Raw genomic sequence first — 19,290 nt, forward strand, 5'->3', positions numbered from 1 at the left:
ATTTACCCTGCGTTGACGTTCAGGCCAGGAACGCCGCATCTCTTCGGATACAAACCCATTCCCACGCCGCATCGCGACCTGGGTCGAATTATCGGTCTTTGCGACTTTCCTCCATCTTCAGAGCGTTCTCCCCGGTGCCGATAATACCGCCGGTCGGGAACATGGTACCCGACAAGAGCCTGGGCAGAATCGACAACCATCATGCCAATGACACAGCAAGCGGCGCCTGACATTCCGCGTTGCGCCGACGAAGTCCGGACCGTCCTTGAGATGATGGGCGACATGCGCGCTTATCACCGATGGTTGTTCGACACCGCACAGCCATACCTTCGGGGGCGCGTTTGCGAGGTTGGCGGCGGAACCGGCAACATCACACAGTATCTGATCGGATATGAAGACGTGGTAGTGATCGAGCCGGAGCCACTGAGTCGTCGTCTGCTTGAAGAGCGTTTCGCCGGCTTTTCGAACGTGACCATCGTCGGATTGCCCCTGGAGCGCTGTCCCTGCGAGCACGTCGTCCCCGGCTCGTTTGACTCACTGTTGTCGGTCAATGTGCTGGAGCACATCGAGGATCATCTCGCGGCGGTACGGAAGATGACGACCCTTGTTCGTCCGCAAGGATTGGTGATCGCGATCGTCCCGGCCTTGAATGCTCTTCTGGGCGAACTGGACCATGCGGCAGGCCACTACCGCCGTTACTCGCGGGGGTCGCTGACGCGCCTCTTCGAGCAAGCCGGCCTCACCGTCGTGCGAGCACGATACTTCAACGCAATCGGAGCTCTCGGCTGGTGGGTCAACAGCCGTATTCGGGGATGCTCTCGAATGTCGCAGGCGTACTACCAGAAATGCGAACGAGCCGTGCCCCTGGTGAGGTTCTTCGACCACCTGTGCCCCATACCGCTCGGACAATCGCTGCTCATTGTGGGACAGCGTCCTTGAGCAGTGATTGCGGGAGAAGATCGAATGCGAACGGGGACCTCGAAAAGATGGCACTCTCTTGCCTTGCTCGCGTGCCTGGCAAGCCTGGCCGCGTATCTGGCATGCTCGCGCGTGGTGCCGCAGTTCTGGCGACAGTTGATCGAGGCGATCCGGAGCTGCTGAGATGGCTACCGGTGGGCAACATCCCGTGCTCGTTCTGATGATTCTGGCGGTATGGCTGGCAGGCCTTCTTGTCTCGCGGCGCATGCTGAGGAGTCTCGGTGTGACGTCATGGGCCGGCCAGATTACCCTGGCTTCGATTCCTCCCACGGCCGTGCTGATCGCCGTGCTCCACGTGCTTGGTCTGTACTCCTTAACCACGTCATCGCGGTGTGTCATTCCGACGGTTATTCTGCCATCGTTCGCAATCGCGCTTGCACTGCTGCTGCCGTCGTGGCGACTTGGTCTGTCTGCTGACCGGCGTGGCACTACAGCCCACCAAACCAATAGGGCCGCCATTTGCCGTCCTGGGCACACGCCGCACGGCCGCATCCGAGCGCTGCTCATCCCGCTGCTGGCTGTGGCCGGTTCACACGCGGTGTTTCTCACCGACGCGGTATCGCGATATCCCACCGGATGCGACGCCCTCAACTACCATTTGCCAGCGGCCGCACGATGGGTTCAGGACGGGCAGTTGTCCCTCAACGTCGATGACTGGCGTCTATCGATGGCCGCCAACGGCGAGCTGCCTTCGATGCTGTTATTGTCCGGCGGCTTCGAGCGGCTGTTGCCGATCCTGCCGGTCCCTTTCGGCCTGCTGGCTGCTACAACCGTATATGAGCTGACCCGTCGCTGGGGCGGAGACAGGCGGGGAGCGATTTGCGCCGCCCTGCTTGTTCTTGGCGCACCTATCGTGATACATCACATGTACGTCAACTATGTTGATCTGTTCGGCACCAGCATCTGGTTGACATCGATCCTGGCCATCACATGGGCGCAGCGGCTCAGTGGAAGAAACCGGATCCGCCTTTGGGTGATCGCCGGACTCGCGGCCGGGATTGCGGCCGGAACGCGCCTGACGTTTCAGGTCTTTGCGGCGCTGAGCGGGGTTGTTCTGGTCGCGTCAGTCGTTACGGTCCGACAGCCTGCGAGGATAGGCGAAGCCGCGCGCGCCGCCGTGTGGTTCTCGCTGGCCACAGCGATCTGCTGCTGGTTCTGGCCGCTGCGGGGGGCCCTGATGATGGGCAACGCGTTGCATCCGATCGACCACCGCGACGGCCAACTGACGATCGGCAACGTTCCCATCGATCAGATCTATGGTCGGAGCGCGGCCGGCGAATGGCTGGCGTCAAGGCCGTTGCCCGCGCGGCTGCTTGCGGCCTTGGAGATGCCGTGGAGGGAACACCAGTATGGCACGGGCTACAGCTACAGTGTTGACGGGGGGACGGGGGCTGCCTATGCCGCGCTGGTACCGGTCGGACTGCTGTCGCTGATCGTTCGAGCCGTTCGGAAACGTGCTACATCCGCCGCGACGCGGTGGCATTTGCTTGCCGGAGGCTTGCTGGCCGCCGGATTTCTGCTGCACGTCACCGTGTTCCGCATGTACACTCGATATTCGCTGGGTTTTGTTGTGTTGGCCATCCCGCTCGCGGCAGTTTGGTCCGGTCGATTGATCGCTGCCTGGCCGCGGGCCGTGCCGGTCATGTTGGGTCTTGCCTTCGGGATCACCGGCGGGATGGCCGCTATCGAACCGGCCCGCGATTTCGCGGGGCGATTGATCCATCGACAATGGAGCCGGTCGGCATACTATGGCATTCCGACCATGCTCGACGACCTGCCGGCTGGAACGGTTGTCGTGAACGCCGGCGGCACTCCGAACAATTACGCGTTGCTTGGCAGACACCTCACGAATCGGGTCATCACCGCGGTCGAATGGCAAACGTGGATCCAAAGCGGCCACCCGATGCAGGATCTACTGAGGATGAACCACGTCGGGTACTTGTACGTATCAGGCAGACTTCCCCCTGCCCGTGGCGCCGCGCCGCCCTATTGGCCGGCGGATCTGCCGGTTTCCTGTGTCTTTGAAACGCGTCGCGGGGGATCTGTGCCCGATAACATGATCACTCGCGTCTTTCGCGTCGAGCCAGGTATTCACGGCGTGGCTGTCCGATAATCGCGGCGATGAAAGGGCCGGACCGTCTCATCTGCCTCTTTGCCGCAGCCCCGGAGCCCGCGTCAAACTCATTCGGACCATCGGCAGGGACGATAAACCTCATACAGGTCTGCCCCATGGGGATCACTAGAACCCGGACCTGACCGTGAGAAAGCGCATGAAACTCAGCATCGTCATCCCCGCCTACAACGAAGAGGCGGCGATCGGGCGGACTCTCGAGAGATGTCTGGAGGCCATTGAGATCATCAAGGCCAAAAGCCCGATCGACGCCGTTGAACTCATCGTCGTCAGCGACGGATCAATCGATCAGACGGCCGCGATAGCCAAGTCATTCGAGAACGTGCGCGTCATCGAGTTTGAATCCAATCGCGGATACGGGGCGGCGATCAAGGCCGGCTTCGAGGCGGCAAACGGTGATCTGCTCGGTTTCCTGGACGCCGACGGCACCTGTGATCCGGTGCAGTTTGCTCCCCTTTGCCGAGCATTAGTCGCGAGGAACGCAGACGTTGCCATTGGCGCCCGCATGGGCCGCGATTCGCGGATGCCGCTGGTTCGCATGATCGGCAATCGCTTCTACGCTTTTCTGCTCGGGGTTCTGGCATGCAAGCCGATCACCGACACGGCCAGCGGGATGCGAGTCGTTCGGGCCTCCTCGCTAGGCGACTTGTACCCCTTGCCCGACGGCATGCATTTCACTCCGGCGATGAGCGCCCGGATCCTCATGGATGACGAACTGAAGCTCGTTGAGGTGCCGATGCCCTATGAGGAGCGCGTGGGGCAATCGAAGCTGCGACTATTGCGGGACGGCCTGCGGTTCGCGCTCACCATCATCGACGCCGCGCTCGTGGCCCGTCCAACACGTGTGATTCTTCCGGTTCTGGCGTTCCTCCTGCTATTGGTCTGCGCGATGACGGTTCGCCCCTTGCACGAATACGTCATGACGGGAACCATACAGAACTGGATGATCTACCGGGCGGTAACGGCCCTGCTCATTGTCACCGTCGGCATGCTGCTACTGAGCGCCGCGGTCATCGCCGATGAAATCATCACCATCGCCCTGAAGCGGCCGCCGAGGAAGTCGCGATTGCAGATTCTGATTGCCCGCGTTTTTCAGACGCCCTTTGTAGCCGGGCTAGGCACCTTCAGCCTCGGATCCTCGCTGCTCCTGACCCGCGACGGCCTCTGGGACTACATCGTGACGGGGCACGTGTACATTCATTGGTGGCGGGTCATGGTTTCAGCAGCACTGCTGATCATGGCAGCCAGCGCGGCGACAACCTGGCTCCTGATGCGGATCATGTCGCTGTTGAAGAAGCGACAAACGGCGCAACCGTCGGCCATTGTCTCAGCCGAACCGGTTGAGGCATGGCAGGCCAAGCAACTCGCGCTGGAGATGGATTGACCGCAGGGTGCCGCCATGACCACGTGCGCACACGCCGGACCTGATTCGTTGCTTTTGAGGCTGACCGGGGCCGTTCATCGGCGATGCGCCCATTCGCGGCGAGTTCGAGTCCTCGCCGAGGTCCTATCCGGACTCGGCATCACAGCCGGCCGATGGCTGGATATCGGCTGCGGCGACGGGCAACTGGCCCAGGCGATCATGACGGCCCATCGGGGCGTGGAGATCGTGGGCGTGGATATCCAACCGCGCTGCGACGCGGTCATTCCGGTCGAGAGGATTGACGGCAGACGGCTCGACTATCCGGACGGATTCTTCGACGGCGCCATTCTCGTCGATGTGCTGCATCACACGGATGACCCGGCTGCGATCCTGACCGAAGCCGTCCGCGTCAGCCGCACGATCATCATCAAGGACCATCTTTGTCGTGGCACCGTGGACCGGCTGACTCTGTCTTTCATGGATTGGTTCGGAAACGCCCCATCAGGGGTCAATTGCCCGGGCCACTACTTGAGCACGGAACAATGGATCGCCCTTTTCCGCCAGACACGGCTACACCTCGATGTGCTCTGCACCAAGCTGGGCCTCTATCCGGCGGCGTTCAACTTTCTTTTTGAACGGGGCTTGCACTTCGCGGCCCGTCTGACACGCGTTGACTGCCGACCGGGCCTCGAATCAAAACGGTTCGCGATCATCGAGCGGCATGGAAATCAGCAACAGGAAGGGCAGTATTGCCTGCCGAGCCGGATTACAGGTTGAAAACATCCATGGTTCCGTCGGGTCTGACGGCAAGGACTCGTTTCGTATCTCCCGCTGAGAGGAGCTCCAGTCGAACGTAGCAACCCGCTCGCCGCCAGATCTCGCTTAATCCATCCACCTTCAGGCATCGCAGCGATGCTCGCGTACCGACGAGGATCACGGCCTGCCCGCTTGAGGCACGGAGGGCGGTGAGGCACATCGCGGGGTCATCAAGGAGTGTGCTGCTGATTTCCCTCCCGTCGGGGCCGAGCACAAAAACGTATCCATCCTCGCGACCATAGATGATCGTGGCCGGCCGGCGATCGTCGACCTTCACGGCCGCCGCGCCGATACAAGGCGCATCGGTAGAATGCTGCCATTTCACCGGCGGCTCGGCCCGGCCATAAAGCCCGACGCCCTCTTCACCGGCCACCAACGCTTCCACTTTGCCGTCGGCGTCGAAGTCGTCTATCTCGAAATGCACGAGGGGGCCGTTGTGAACGCTGCAACCGGCCACAGCCTCGTCTGCCTTACCGGCCCACCATTCGAGAGGCACGGGACCGACCCATGGAATATCGCAACGGATCGCAAACTGGCCGTCAGCCGCGAATCGTGACGGCACCTCGCGGATGGCCGCGTGGTGTCCCGCACGTCTGAAGCACTTCTGCAAGCGGCCATGTGCGTCGAGTATCGCGGAAAAGAAATAGGAGGTGCAAAGTACCTGCTTTTCGGCCGACCCCTCGGGTCTCCACGCCGCCATACCGTAGACCAGGCTTCCATCGCCGTACATCTGCTCGCCAGTTTCCTGTCGCATCCGAGAGAAGTCGCGATGCCAACGAGGCGAACCGTCCAGATTCAGCACGTCCACGCGGCGATCGCCGCGACTGACGAATATCTCCCGGCGACTATCGTCCTCCAGGTCCCAGGCGTCAACTGCAATGATGCCCTCAGCCCAGCTCCTGGCCCATAGTAACGAGCCGTCGGCTCGCACAACCGCGAACTCTCCCTCGGGGGTCCAGGCCAAGATCTCGTCGTTGCCGTCGCCGTCGAGATCGATGGTCCTGGTCTGCACGGGTTGTACCCCGCAGGCACCAACCGTGCGCACGTGGATTTCTGCGAGCGGCATCTCGCCGGTCGGACCGTCAGCGATGCGCACCCGGACTTCGCGGGCATCCTCATTGAAACCGGACAGTCGATAGGTCTCGAACACATAATCATGGCCCTTATAAAGGGCGTGGTGAGTGGGTTGCCGCCGTGCACGGATGGTTCGGGTACGCACATCCTCGCTGAAACCATCATTACTGAAGGTCAATTCCACGATCATTTCCGCCGGAGTCAGAGGCGGGGCATCCTCGCCCGCCGACTCGCCGAAAAGGCTGATCTCGTTGATTGTCGACCTCTCAGGAAGCACCAATCGAAACGACGCGTCCTTCAATGGGGCAAGCGTCACCTCGGCCAGCATTGAGGAAGCTGCCGGACGCGTTGCTTTGCGCGATTCGGGAGGCGTCAGATTGAATCCGCCGCTGGTGCCCGGCTGCAATCTCGGTTCGGCCCTGAGCAAAGGGAGGATCCAGTCCGTCGCCAGTATACTCGGGCCGTTGACGTTGCGTTCCGCGACAAGACGAACGCCATCAACCAGTCCGCCACGAGAGCCGGGGATTTTGAGCGTCCAGCCCGGAGCGGGAGCGTCTGTCTCTTGGGGTGCAGGCGTATGCGGCGGCTCTTGCTTCCCAGGAACCTCCTCGTGACACAGTGCGGCAAGCAGCGAGGCGACTTCGCGTGGCCAGGATCCTTTCGCCGGAATTCGTCCGGCCTCGGCCGTGAAGGTTTCGGAACGCAACTGAAGGGACGTTCCTCCCATGAGCCACGCGCCGTCGCTATTAAGCACGAGCATGGTTGCATCGGTCCTCAGCGATCCGAGGTCGATTCCATTTCCGCCGACGACGAGAAGACAGGCGTCGGCGGGCGCGGACCGGTCGGTTGTCTTGGGTTCATTCTGCGGCCATGACGTGACAATCACGGCGTTGGGGGCGATGCGTCGGATGCCGCGGCCGGCTGGGCGATCGCGGCTCGATACCTGAAGGAGATTCGTGAGAAGGAGCTCTTCGCCGCCCTTGGCATCGAGCACGTGACGTTGCCGCAGGGTCGTCGGGCGCGTGGCGCCGTCCCTGACCGGTGAGCGCCGGCTCCATGAGACCTCCGGCTCCGCTTCGGTCACGGTGAAGACGGCCTCATCCTGGATGGATTCCCACGTCGCGTTCTCGAGCGAAGCGAAGCCCGGAGTGCGCCAATTACAGCAGACCAAATAGCGGCCGGGTTCGTTGATCCGGAGGTGATCGAGAACCACGGTAAATTGTTTTGACAAGACGAACAGATACCTGGTCCATTCGGTCCCCCGGTAATCGGGCAACCGGCCGGCCAGCATCGCCACATCGGCGAAGCCGGCGTGATCGAGCAATTCACAGGCAGCGGGGAGCGGATCCTCATCGATGCCGCTGGATACGTGAACGCCGTTCTTGAAGTAGAGTGAGCGACGTCCGGTGTTGTGAACAAGCCAGAGCTTGCCAAGATCGCAATAACGGATGATGGAATTCAAGTCGATGGTGCTCAGCGAGGTACCCGAGAAGCCCTGCAGCAACAAGTAGACGCTCTCGGGCAGCAGGCCACGGATCACCACCTTGTCAAACGCCGAGTCGGAGCCGACCTGCGGCGCACGAAGGCCGGTCACGGCGTAGCCGTCCATCAGCGGGCTGTGAAGAAAGTCGCCGGCGTTGAGCAGATCGAGTCGATACGGAGTCAACCGCAACACGTCCATGAAAGCGTTGAGGCCGGCCCGGGCCGGGCCCAAGGGGCGAGAACCTGCAAACTGATGGATACCGGCCGGTTGGAGTGAGCCCCACGAGTTGGCGAGGGAAGGCAGCCGCCTGAGGGCTTCATCATAGGCTCCATCGCCGTAGACAAAGGCACATGATCCCAGCAGAAGGCCGCCGTTGAGCGCGAAGCGTTCCCAGCCGGGCAGGGCCTCGCCATAGCCTTGAATGCCGGCGTACCAACCCTGGTTGTCGGCGATCGCGAGCAGTTTGCGGGCCGCCTGATCGGCCAAGCCGTTGCGATACCAGGCAAGGTCGCCGGTCTGGAGGCTGTAACTTGCGGTGTTCTGAGCGGAGTCGATCGATTGATAGTCGTCCTGGTCGTCGGCGTAGTGGCGTTTCAGGCCCTTAAGGTATGCCTCCGCCTCGCCTCGCCACTCCTGCAGTCGCTCTCGTGCCGCAGCATCAAGATGGCCCACTTCCTGCAACACGCGGATCAAGGTCCACCAGGCCAGCATGCCGGTGGTATGATGCCGGCATCCAATTCCTTTGGAGTCGTCGCTGAGACGCCACCAAGCACTTGAGTGTTCAGTCACCGTTCCGTAAAGTGCTCTGTCGACCCGCGCCCGTTCCTCGGGCGAGAAATGCGGCCAGACGCAGACGCGCCTCCAGGCAACTGCAAGGTTCTCCATTGTGTAGTCGCCGGTTCGTACCGTTTCCGGCTCGCGGCGGACGACTTCGAGAATCGCCTCACGCGCGCGTCGTGCGAAGTCTTCCTCGCCGGTGTAGAAATAAAGATGAGCCGCATACGTGAAGTGATCAAGCACGAGCGAGTATGGCGTGTGCTGCTCGAACGGGCGAGAGCCCCCGCCTCTTCGGAGCCACTCGACGGCGGGCTGAAAGAGGGCGGCAACTTCGTTGCCCGGTTTCACTTCGAGAACACAGGGGAGTTCGACGTGGTCTGGGGCCTTGACGCCCTTAATGATCTCGGTCAATCGCTCAACTGCCGCCTCACCATCAGCAACATCCGCGGCTCCGACAATAAGGCAGCTTTTTTCGCCGCCGAAAGGCCGGACGATGGTCCTCAATTCGTAGCCGCCGGCGCCAGGGTACCGGGCGTCGCAACAAGTGTAATAGTTGGCGTAGTAGGGAAAAACGGCCCGATTGCTGTTGAGATCGCCTACTACAATGAGGCTGAGATCCTGCAGATCCTTCCGTATGGGTCCAAGTCGTTCGGGCACGGCTTGCGTGTCGGGCAGGATGGGGACTTCGGGCGCCCCACGTGAAGCGATGGTCTCAGCCAGTCGGGCGGCTATCTTCCGCCAAGCCTCGCCTTCAGCCGGGTATATGATCGCGCAGGCCGATCGGCCGCCGTCTATCAGTTGAATACCGGCTGAGTTTGGCCCCTCGTGAGCCCTCAACCCGTTCCCGGCGGCTAAGACGACACCGGGCATCACGGCTGCAACCGCGAGAAACGTCATCATGCAGCATTCCCCGGACGGTTTGGTAAACGGCGTCGCATCATGTATTCTTTTCTTCCCCGCAATGGCCGAGCATTCGGCTTTGCGTCGGGACAATCAGCATAGGGTATCGTGTTCGAAAAACCAATTGTGAGAAGCGGCAAGTCCAAACCATGATCGACTTCGTTCAACTGCGTGATCTGTATAAGGCGACCCTGCTTGATGATGTGATCCCGTTCTGGATGCACCATGCGATTGACCCCAATGGCGGCATCAACACGTGCATCCAGGATGATGGCACCCTGCTCAGCCGTGATCGTTGGGGATGGTCGCAGTGGCGGGCGGTGTGGGTGTTCAGCAAGCTGTACAACGCCATTGAACAAAGGATGGAGTGGCTGAGGACGGCTGAGGGAATCTGCTCATTCCTTTCGAAACAAGGCCCGCTGGAGGATGGGCATTGGCCGCTGCTGATGGATGGCGACGGGCAAGTCCGGCGGGGGTTCGAGAGCATCTACACTGACGGCTTTGCCATATATGGGCTCGTCGAGCTTTGGCGGGCAAACCGCAAGCAGTCCTGCCTGGACCTGGCGATGTCAACCTTTGCCGCCACCGAGAAGACCCTCGGTAGTAACGATCCGCCTCCGGCGTGGCCATACCCGATCCCGCCCGGACGTATCAACCACGGCATCAGCATGCTGTTTTCCATTGCCTACCATGAACTGGCGGACGCGACGGGCGACCCGTCGGTCAAGGCTGCCAGTCTACGCCACCACAGACTCGTTATGGAAACCTTCCTTCGACCCGCGCGGGGACTGATTCTGGAGTGGTTGGACATGGCCGGCAACGAAATCGCCCCTCCCGAAGGTACCGTGGTTCTGCCCGGTCATGCGATTGAGTCGATGTGGATGCAGCTCCACATCGCCCTGGAAACCGGTGAATCGACCATCATCGAGCGGGCGGTCGAGGCCGTTCGCCGCCATCTTGAAATCGGGTGGGACGCTGAGTACGGCGGCCTGTTCCTGGCAGTCGACGCCGATGGTCGTTCGGACGTCGCCTGGCGGTTTCCGGAGGCCAAGCTGTGGTGGCCTCACACCGAAGCCCTCTACGCGACCCTGTTGGCGTACGAGATTTCGCGGCAGGACTGGTGTCTCGAATGGTACCAGAGACTTCACGACTATAGCTTCAGCCATTTTCCCGTGAAGCCTCACGGTGAATGGACTCAGAAACTCGATCGCCGGGGCCACCCGATCACGGATGTCGTCGCCCTGCCGGTCAAGGATCCGTTCCACCTGCCCCGAGCGCTCATTTACGGAATGGAGACACTGAATCGCCTGTCGAGCGCATGATTCGCGCCGAACCGGACGGTGAATGCGGGAATTCAGGTGCTACCCGAGCTTCCAGGCTCGAGGGCCTTCGATACGAGCATTCCGATCGCAACGCAGCGGCAGCTCATGATCCTCGGATGATGCCCTTCTATCCGCCCGCCGGCTGCGACGTCGCGCCGGCCGGGGCCGACGATGGCGGAGTTGCCGGCCGGCTGGTGGTTCTGAGTTCACCTGCCGCCCTTCTCTGCTCGGTGGTCGGGATTCGCTCCAGCCGACTCTTGAGCTGGCTGAAAAGGAACTCAATAGGCTGATTCAACTGGGCCAACCGCTTTTCCCGTTCCTGCCCTTGAAGCGAATGGGCCGCCTCATAATCCTGCCGGTGTGCCTGCTCGTACACCTGGCGGCGTTCGTGCATCTCGCGCAAGATGGATTGAGCGGTTGCCCTTTGCGACTCATCGAGGCGATACCGGCGGGCAAAGTCGCGAACATAGCGATCCCACGGACCGAGGGGGTCTTCCACCGGCCACTGCACGACTGGCCGCCCGTCAATCTGCGGCCATTGGCCCTGTTGCTGGTCCTGGCCTTCTGGCCCCTGCTGTTCCTGGTTCTCCTGTCCCTCGACCGGTTGCCCCTGACCCTCCTCCCCGCGATCGCGCCGACGCCGGTCACCGCGGTCTCTGAAGAACCGCATCGGACCGTCATCGTCGGACTGAGATTGGTCGCCCTCCTGCTGCCTGCGTTCCTCCCAACGACGTCGCATTTCTTCCCGTCGACGGTCCCATTCCTGGCGCTCTGCCTCGCGGCGGGCGCGGCCTTTCTCAACTTGTTCCGGCGGCAACAGTTTCTCGACCTCGGCGGTCACCGTGTCACGGTTCATCAGCGGCGATTGCTCGCGGAGCGTTTCCATTTTCTGAAACAACTCCCGAGCTTGCGGCGATCCGAAGCCGGCCCCGCTTTCTCTCAACTGCTCCATCTGTGTCCGGATATCGTCGAACTCCTTCTGATGCTGCTCGGAGTATGTTCTCTGTTGGCTGCGTAGTTCTTCCAGGCGCGACCGGACTTGTGTTTGCTGATCGTCGCTGAGTTCATACGTATCGCTGAGCCGTTCCATATAACGATTGACCATCTCGTTATAGAATCGCTCGCGGTCTTCAGGGGTGAACGTGCGCGGGCCGCGACGGTCTGGACGTCCGGGGCCTTGCTCCCCCTCTTGCCTCGGGCCACTCTGACGATCACGTGGCCCGCCCTCCTGAAAACCCTGCTGACCTTCGCGCCGGCTACCCCGCCGCCCACCGCGCTGGCCGTCTTGCTGCTCGCCCTGCTGAGCAGTCTGCTGGTTATCCTGCCGGCCTCCGCGAGGACCCCGCCTACGCGAGCCTTGGTCGCCATTCTGCTCAGCCTGCTGGCCGATTGCGATGGGAACCAGACCAAGGCACAGGATCCCGACCAGTACCGACCCCGTTCGACGTGTGATGCCAAGCATGTCTTGTCTCCTTCATGCATTCTGACCTGTTATGGTAAGGTCGGATGCCCAAACGCCACAATCGGTTGAACGACCCCTGCTGCGATTTGCCAATCCATCGCCGAAAGTCCCAAGGTGAACTGCCTTTTTCCGGGCCGGAACCTAAGGCGGACCGCCTTTTTGCGGACCGCAACCCAAGCGTTCTGCGATCCAGAAACATGCGCGCAAGCCGCACAGATATCTGGCCGTAAGGTTCTAAGAGCATTGCGATCCGGAAACGTGCCCGCAAGACGCACAGATGTCCAGCCACAAGGTTGTAACCCTTTTCAGGACAGTACGTTAAGAGAACAATCGCGCCTTATCCACCGGATAACCACTCAGCCAGCCCGAGAAGGGTGCAACTCGATGCGCCTCCAGCTCGCAGCTCTCTGCAGGCTCTCATACAAAAGGTAAACGATTACGTGATCCGGTTGTTGCATCCAAGCCAGACGGATTCTTCTCGCACGATTGCGAGCGGGACTGTCGTAGATCTGGCTGGTCCCCCGGGCAGACGGAGGCTGCGCGAACGCATCAACCTGAGCCCTTGCTTTGTCGCCAAGATTGGTCTTATTCTGTTGACCGGTCATGGGCATCGGAAGTCGTTCGCAACTGCCTGGAGGACATCATGACTCACCTCATCCGGTACTTGGCGATCCTGTTTCTTTTTGTCTCGGCAGTAATCGGCGTGGGCCGGGCCCTGGCCGGCGAGCCCGTGCGGGCCACTGAACAGACGACCGGCCCGTGGCAACTGTTCATCGATGATTATCTCATCGTATCCAAGAAGAACGTTGTGCGTCGGTATCACCCGTTCCGCAAGCACCCGGACAATCCGCTCATTCGGGTCGACAGGCCATGGGAGGCGCACGTGGTCAATGCGGTCACGGTCCTGCCCGGGGAGGACGGCACGGGCTTTCGAATGTGGTACTACTGCTGGACGGAAGACAAGTCTTCGAAGAAGGGGCGTGGCTCGTTCATGTGCTATGCGGTGAGCAAGGACGGGCTCAAATGGGAGAAGCCCAATCTCGGGTTGTATGAATGGAGCGGTGATGGAACGAAAAACAACAACATCGTTCCCCACTGTCCGGGGCATGTCATGTACACTCCGTGGGAGAAAGATCCACAGAAGCGTTACCAGGGCGTCGGGGGGATGTATCATGCTTTCTCGTCGCCGGACGGCCTGAATTGGAAGCAGGAGTCGACCGAGACGATCATTTCCGGCGGCGACACAAGCCATTTCTATTGGGACGCGCATACGAAGCGGTTCCGCTGCACGGTCAAGGGCGGGGCCAATGCCTATGTAAGCGGCGACGTGAGCGGGCTCCGCCGCCGGGTCGTGGGATTCAGCGAGACGACCGATTTGACCAAGTTCCCTCCGCTGCGGATGGTCATGGCTCCGGATGACGTGGACGACCTCTGGTGCAAGCCAGAGACGGTCCAGCGGACCCATTTTTATGCCTGCCCGGTTTTACCGTACGAGACGATGTATATCGGCCTGCTCCAGATCTATCGGGCCGAGGAGCCCGAAGGCTACTTCCATGGGCCGCTGTGGCTCGAACTGGTGAGCAGCCGTGATGGCGTGCACTGGTTGCGCGAAGAGGCGGACACCTCCGTGCGCAACATCTACGCACTGGACAGCGTCAGCCGCCCGCCACTGCTGGACATCGGCAAGTACAGGGAGTTCGACCGGGGCATGGTGATCGCCCATACGCCGCTGTTGGTGGGCGACGAGTTGTGGACGTTCTACACCGGCTATGACGAGGAACATGACCTGCTGCCGTATCGATCGGCGATCGGGCTGGCCAAGCTGCGCAAGGACGGCTTTGCTTCGCTGGACGCGGACGAACTGCCGGGAGAGGTATTGACCAAGCGATTTGAAAATGCTGAAGGACCGCTTCTGGTCAACTATCAGGCGCGAGGCGGTTCCATTCGAGTGGAACTGATCGGCGACGACGGTCTGGTTGTCGCCGGTTACGGGCGCGAGGACTGTGAACCACTGACCGGCGATGCGATCCGCGGCGTTGTCAGTTGGAAGACAAGAAAAGAGCTGCCGAACGGAGTCCCGGTTCGATTCCGGTTCATCCTGGATCGCGGCCGTCTCTACTCCTTCATGGCGGGTCAACACGCCAAGTCGATCGACGAGCCCCCGGTCCCGGTTTTGCAGGCTCTATACACGTTCGAGGGCGATACTGAAGCCTGGTCGGACATGCTGGGCGAGGACGGGCTTCAGGCGCTGCGTAACCTGGGAACGTCCACCCTCGATCACAAGAACCCGGATCCGGCTTTCGGCCGGAGGTCCCTCGTGGTCGGGTCGCAATGGCGTCCCTGGAACCGCGTGGAGATTCTCGGCACGGATGACCTGGGCAGGTATTTCACGTTGGCCGCCATGGTCAAGAGCAGCAACAACAAGCATGCTCGGCTGTTCAGCGCGTACAACGGCAACTTCCCGGTGAGCAGCGCGGAGCTCATCTTCGATTTTGACCCGAGCGGCCGGATGCTCAACGGTCTGCGCCTGGTGTGCAAAGGCATCGCAGTGGATTCGGAGGCCGTGACGTTCAACGACGGCAAGTATCACCACCTGGCCGTGGTGTATGATGACGGCTGCGTGACGTTCTATCTGGACGGGAAGCCAATCGGTCGACAATGGATACCCGGCGGCGAGCCGGTAAAGCTCGCTCGCAGCCTGCTGATCGGCGAGGACGCACATCGCGGCAGCGACGAGCAATTGATGGGCAACGTGGATGACGTGCTGGTGCTGGGCCGAGCCATGTCGGCCGAGGAGATCGCATCACTGGCAAAGAATGGGGCAACTGTGTTCTTCGCCAAGACCGACAAGTGACATGGTTAGGGTCTGCCATGCGCGGCGTCGAGTTGTGGGCTTTCCGTGACAAGTGAGCTTCTATCGCCCCGCTGGGGCTCACTGGTCAATGTGACACCGCTTCCAGGGGCTTGCGCCCCTGGCTACATACCTGCGCCCCTTTGGGGCACGAACGCTGCCGTCCCCTTCGCGGCACGAACGCTGCCGTCCCCTTCGCGGCACGAACGCTGCCGTCCCCTTCGGGGCACGAACGCTGCCGCCCCCTTCGGGGCACGAACGCTGCCGCCCCCTTCGGGGCACGAACGCTGCCGCCCGCTTCGCGGCACGAACGTTGCCGCCCCCTTCGGGGCACGAACGTTGCCGCCCGCTTGGTCATCGCACCGGCTTGTCATCTATCGCGACCGCATCAGCCGGTGCGCCCTCGGCCAACTCGACGCTCTTCTTCGCCAACGACAAATCGCTTTCCATCACCCGAATCTCACCGCTCCCGGCCCCTTCCACCCGCAGGAACGGATCGGCATCGCGAGGACACACGGCTCGCTGGAGCGTAACCTGCCGGCTGTCCTTGACCCGCATCACCGGGCCGGCGGCGGGAGTGACCGCCACGTCGGCCAAGCGAAGACCCTTCACCTGTGAACAGGTCATGCCCTCCTTGGCGCCAAGTATCGCTCTTTCGAAGACAACGTCCTCGATCAATTGTTCAGGCAGACCCGACAGACGCACCGCCTGGGCGGCCTTGCGGCAGATCACATCGCTGATGTGAATCTTCCGGAACGCCGGGGCCTTGCCCTGATCGGCACCAAAGTAGGCCTTGTAGTCGGTATGTATGGTGATGGCCTGACCTTGGATGTCACCGAGATCGATGTCGCGATAATACACGTTTTCAACGATGCCGCCACGGCCGCGGGACGATTTCAGCCGAATGCCGATCTGCGATCCGCTGAAATCGCAGTCATGCACGAAGACATTCCGCACGCCGCCGGACATGTCGCTGCCGATCACAACGCCGCCGTGTCCGCGCATCATACGGCAATGCCGCACGACGATGTTCTCAGAGGGCCGCCCCACTCGCCAACCATCTTCGTTCAATCCGGACTTGATCGCCACGCTGTCATCACCGGTTGCGAACGTGCAGTGCTCGACCAAGACGTTGCGGCACGAATCCGCGTTGAATCCATCGTTGTTTGGCCCCTCGTTCGTCACGGTGATGTTCCGAACCAGAACGTTCTCGCAGTAGACCGCCTGGATCGTCCAGAAGGGCCCGCTGGTGATGGTGACCCCCTCGATCAGCACGTTTCGGCAGTTGATCGGCTGGATGAATTGGGGGCGTAGCGGCTCTTTTTCGTCGGCAAAAAGCCGTTGCTCCACATCGACGCCTGCCAGGACCATGTCATACAGCCTTCGCGAGACGCGATCCTGCTCTTTGACCCAACCCCACCATGCCTTTCCCTGGCCCTCCAGTTTGCCACGGCCGGTGACAGCGATATTGACGCAGTCTCTCGCGTAGATCAGCGGTGAGTAGTTCCAGCACTCGAAGCCCCCCCACCGAACAAACACCGCCGGGAGATAGTCGGCCGGGTTGGTGCTGAACCGCAATTCGGCCCCTTCGGCCAAATGCAGCTCGACGTTGCTCTTGAGATGAATCGCGCCCGTCAGCCAGACGCCGGGTGGAATCAGGACCCGGCCGCCACCCTTCTCAGCGCAGTCGGCGATGGCTCGGGCAATGGCCGATGTGTTGAGAGTCTTCCCGTCGCCCACCGCCCCGAATTGCTCAATGCTCACGTGGCGATCGGGAAACACCGGCGGTTGCACCGCGGGCATCTCAAACGGAGGCCTCTGATCCTGCAGGGTGTTACGGATCTTGCGGGCAACCCTCTCCGCCAGAAAACGCGAGCCTTCTTCAGTGAAATGGACATTGGCTTTCTGCTGATATCTGCCCAGATGGGGCCATACCCAGGTGTGCAGGTCGTTGACCGTCACGCCATGCCGGTCCATGACTTCGCGAGCCGCGGTATTGAACTCGATCTCCTGGCCCTTGATTCGGCCGGCGGCACCTTCCGGGATCGGCGTCGTGCTTGCCCAGATCAGCTTGGCGCCGGATTCCTTGAGGCGAAGCACGAGCTTGTCGAGATTCTCTCGATACTGTTCAGTCGTCGAGACACGTGGAGCGGTGAGGTCAAGTTTCCCATCCCGGACATGTTTGAGATCGTGGAGCCCCCAGTTGAAATGGATAACGCTCCACTTCTCCGAGCCGAGCCAGGTATCGAGTTCCTCCAGGCCCTTCCATGTATCCGCCGCGTTGCCCGGATTGTGTGCGACATCTGCCACGTCGCTCAGCATCTCGCGCACCGGTTCGTTGTAGCCGATCGAAATGGAGTCTCCGATGATCAACACGCGAGGCCGGGCGGGGGTGGAAGCAGACACAGCCTGAACATCCGGAGAGAAAAGGATGGACACCAGTCCGCACAACACTCCGATCGCACTTCCGGTTGAAACACTCATCAACGTTGCTCCATGGCTCTTTTCACCTGCGCGGCCTACCGGTCGGCCGTGTCTGGGCGGATTGTCTCGCTTTGCCGACGGCGCTGTTCTCTTCGCCTTCATCCTTCGGGAAATTGGGGCTGTAGAGCATGGACGGCCTCGGCAGAACCAGCTTACCCTCTTTCACGAAAGGCTCGCCTCGCTCGGACAAGTGCGTGACCATGCGTTCCCGCCAGGCGCGCAGCCTGTCCTGCTGTGCGGGGTCCGCCGCCAGGTCGTGCAGTTCGCCCGGATCGGCCTGCAGGTCAAATAGTTGCTCCTGGCCTTCGGCGGCGTGAACGATGTACTTGGTCCTGCCGTCGGTCAGGGCAGTCCAGTATCCGGCCCCCGCATAGCATGCACTGTGCTCGAAATCGATATACTCGCGCCAGCCGTCCGACCGACCACGGACAAGACGCAGCAGGCTTCGGCCGTCGAAACGCTTTTCGTCGACGGTCGCACCGGCCGCGTCGAGGAACGTGGGCAGCAGGTCGCGAAGTTCGACCGGTTGTGCGAGCACTTGCCCACGGGCGGCATTGATGCTTGAAGGCCATCGAATCAGCATGGGGATGCGAGCAGAGGCCTCGTAGGCGTAGGTCTTTCGCCAGAGATGGTGGTCACCCAGCATGTCACCGTGGTCGGCGGTGAAGAGAATCAGCGTGTTGTCGAGCCAGCCGCGTTCCTGCAGGATGGCCAGGATCCGGCCGATCTGCTCATCAATGAACGTAACCGAGCCGTAGTACGCACGCCGCGACGCACGAACCTGCTCAGGGCCGAAGTTGCCCCGCCACGAGTTGAAATCCTCGGGGTTGTCCTTGCCAGCATGGCGGCTGACCCAATCGCCGACGACGGCCGGGGGGACATCAGCGTCTTCGTACATCTTCATGAATCGCCCGGGCGGGTCGTACGGGCTGTGCGGTCGGGCAAAGGAAACCATCAGGAAGAATGGCTCGGGCCGGCGATACTCCTTGAGGAAGTTGACCGCGACATCGCCGGTCCAGCGTGTCGGGTGCAGAGACTCGGGCAGTGCGTACTCCGCGGCACGGTAGTCGTTCCAGCCAATTCCGGTGGCGTCGGGGTTGAGTGTCGGCGCCATCGACAAGAACCAGCTTCGATAGTCGCTGCGAAAATCGGGCGACGTCGCCCGGCCGGACTCGTCCAGGATCAGCAAGTCGTAGCCGTGCGCGTTCCGCTGGGGGTGAAAGTGCTGCTTGCCGATGCCGGCGGCATAGTAACCGGCCTCATGGAGCATCCGCGGCATCTCGTTCTGATAGCTCAGCGCCATGCGGCCCATGCCGAGCATGCCGTGGTGCCAGGGCGACAGACCGGTGAGGATCCCTGACCGGGCCGGCGTGCAGGACGGCGTCGATGTGTACGCAACGCGAAAACGAGCACCTTCGGCGGCGATTCGATCCAGATTGGGCGTGCGGATCACAGGATTTCCGTCGGCACCAACGCAATCCGCCCGGAACTGGTCGGCCATGAGAAAGAGAATATTCGGCCGATTCAGCGGCTCCTGGCCGGCAGACGCGGGCGGCCAATCAAGACAGAGTGGAACAAGCAGCCACAGTATCGGCAGGCAGGAACGGTTGAAACGCATATGCGCATCCTCCGTGTGCGGGAAAGCCGGT

Annotated in this window: 11 protein-coding genes; 7 read left to right on the plus strand and 4 right to left on the minus strand. The window is 61.5% G+C overall.

Annotated elements, in window-relative coordinates; genetic code table 11:
* Nucleotides 1-201: 201 nt before the first annotated feature.
* From PLL20_04250 to PLL20_04270, 5 genes are all read left to right on the plus strand, one after another.
* The gene (locus PLL20_04250; protein HPD29182.1) at nucleotides 202-939 is read left to right on the plus strand and encodes a class I SAM-dependent methyltransferase; all 738 of its coding nucleotides are present in this window, start codon (nucleotides 202-204) and stop codon (nucleotides 937-939) included.
* Nucleotides 940-963: 24 nt separating this feature from the next.
* Nucleotides 964-1,101 (plus strand): hypothetical protein, encoded by a 138-nt coding sequence (locus PLL20_04255; GenBank protein HPD29183.1) that lies wholly within the window; start codon nucleotides 964-966, stop codon nucleotides 1,099-1,101.
* Between the two features lies 1 nt (nucleotide 1,102).
* Entirely contained in the window at nucleotides 1,103-3,091 is a 1,989-nt protein-coding gene (locus PLL20_04260; protein ID HPD29184.1) for a hypothetical protein, read from the plus strand.
* A 157-nt stretch (nucleotides 3,092-3,248) separates the two neighbouring features.
* Entirely contained in the window at nucleotides 3,249-4,493 is a 1,245-nt protein-coding gene (locus PLL20_04265) for a glycosyltransferase family 2 protein (GenBank protein HPD29185.1), read from the plus strand.
* Nucleotides 4,494-4,508: 15 nt separating this feature from the next.
* Nucleotides 4,509-5,249 carry a methyltransferase domain-containing protein gene (locus tag PLL20_04270; GenBank protein ID HPD29186.1) on the plus strand — a complete coding sequence of 247 codons (741 nt, stop codon included), beginning with the start codon at nucleotides 4,509-4,511 and terminating at the stop codon, nucleotides 5,247-5,249.
* Here PLL20_04270 and PLL20_04275 read toward each other — a convergent pair.
* Nucleotides 5,239-9,522: a hypothetical protein gene (locus PLL20_04275; protein ID HPD29187.1), complete on the minus strand. Its 4,284-nt coding sequence runs from the start codon at nucleotides 9,520-9,522 to the stop codon at nucleotides 5,239-5,241. The genes PLL20_04270 and PLL20_04275 overlap by 11 nt on opposite strands.
* Before the next feature lie 149 nt (nucleotides 9,523-9,671).
* Here PLL20_04275 and PLL20_04280 point away from each other — a divergent pair, with 149 nt between their 5' ends.
* Nucleotides 9,672-10,844, plus strand: a complete 1,173-nt coding sequence (locus PLL20_04280) for an AGE family epimerase/isomerase (protein HPD29188.1) — start codon at nucleotides 9,672-9,674, stop codon at nucleotides 10,842-10,844.
* Between the two features lie 127 nt (nucleotides 10,845-10,971).
* Here PLL20_04280 and PLL20_04285 read toward each other — a convergent pair whose 3' ends face one another.
* Nucleotides 10,972-12,306, minus strand: coding sequence for a hypothetical protein (locus PLL20_04285; GenBank protein HPD29189.1), 1,335 nt, complete (start codon nucleotides 12,304-12,306; stop codon nucleotides 10,972-10,974).
* Nucleotides 12,307-12,949: 643 nt separating this feature from the next.
* On the opposite strand from PLL20_04285, the gene PLL20_04290 reads away from it, so the two are divergent.
* Complete coding sequence (locus PLL20_04290; protein HPD29190.1) at nucleotides 12,950-15,160, plus strand: hypothetical protein; 2,211 nt, start codon at nucleotides 12,950-12,952, stop codon at nucleotides 15,158-15,160.
* Between the two features lie 351 nt (nucleotides 15,161-15,511).
* Here the strand turns inward: PLL20_04290 and PLL20_04295 are convergent, their stop codons facing one another.
* Together PLL20_04295 and PLL20_04300 are read right to left on the minus strand one after the other, a co-directional pair.
* Nucleotides 15,512-17,641, minus strand: a complete 2,130-nt coding sequence (locus PLL20_04295; protein HPD29191.1) for a glycosyl hydrolase family 28 protein — start codon at nucleotides 17,639-17,641, stop codon at nucleotides 15,512-15,514.
* Between the two features lie 22 nt (nucleotides 17,642-17,663).
* On the minus strand, nucleotides 17,664-19,259 hold the full coding sequence (locus PLL20_04300; protein HPD29192.1) for an arylsulfatase: 1,596 nt from the start codon (nucleotides 19,257-19,259) through the stop codon (nucleotides 17,664-17,666).
* Between the last annotated feature and the right edge of the window lie 31 nt (nucleotides 19,260-19,290).

It is taken from the genome of Phycisphaerae bacterium (assembly GCA_035384605.1).
Taxonomy (GTDB): Bacteria; Planctomycetota; Phycisphaerae; order UBA1845; family PWPN01; genus JAUCQB01.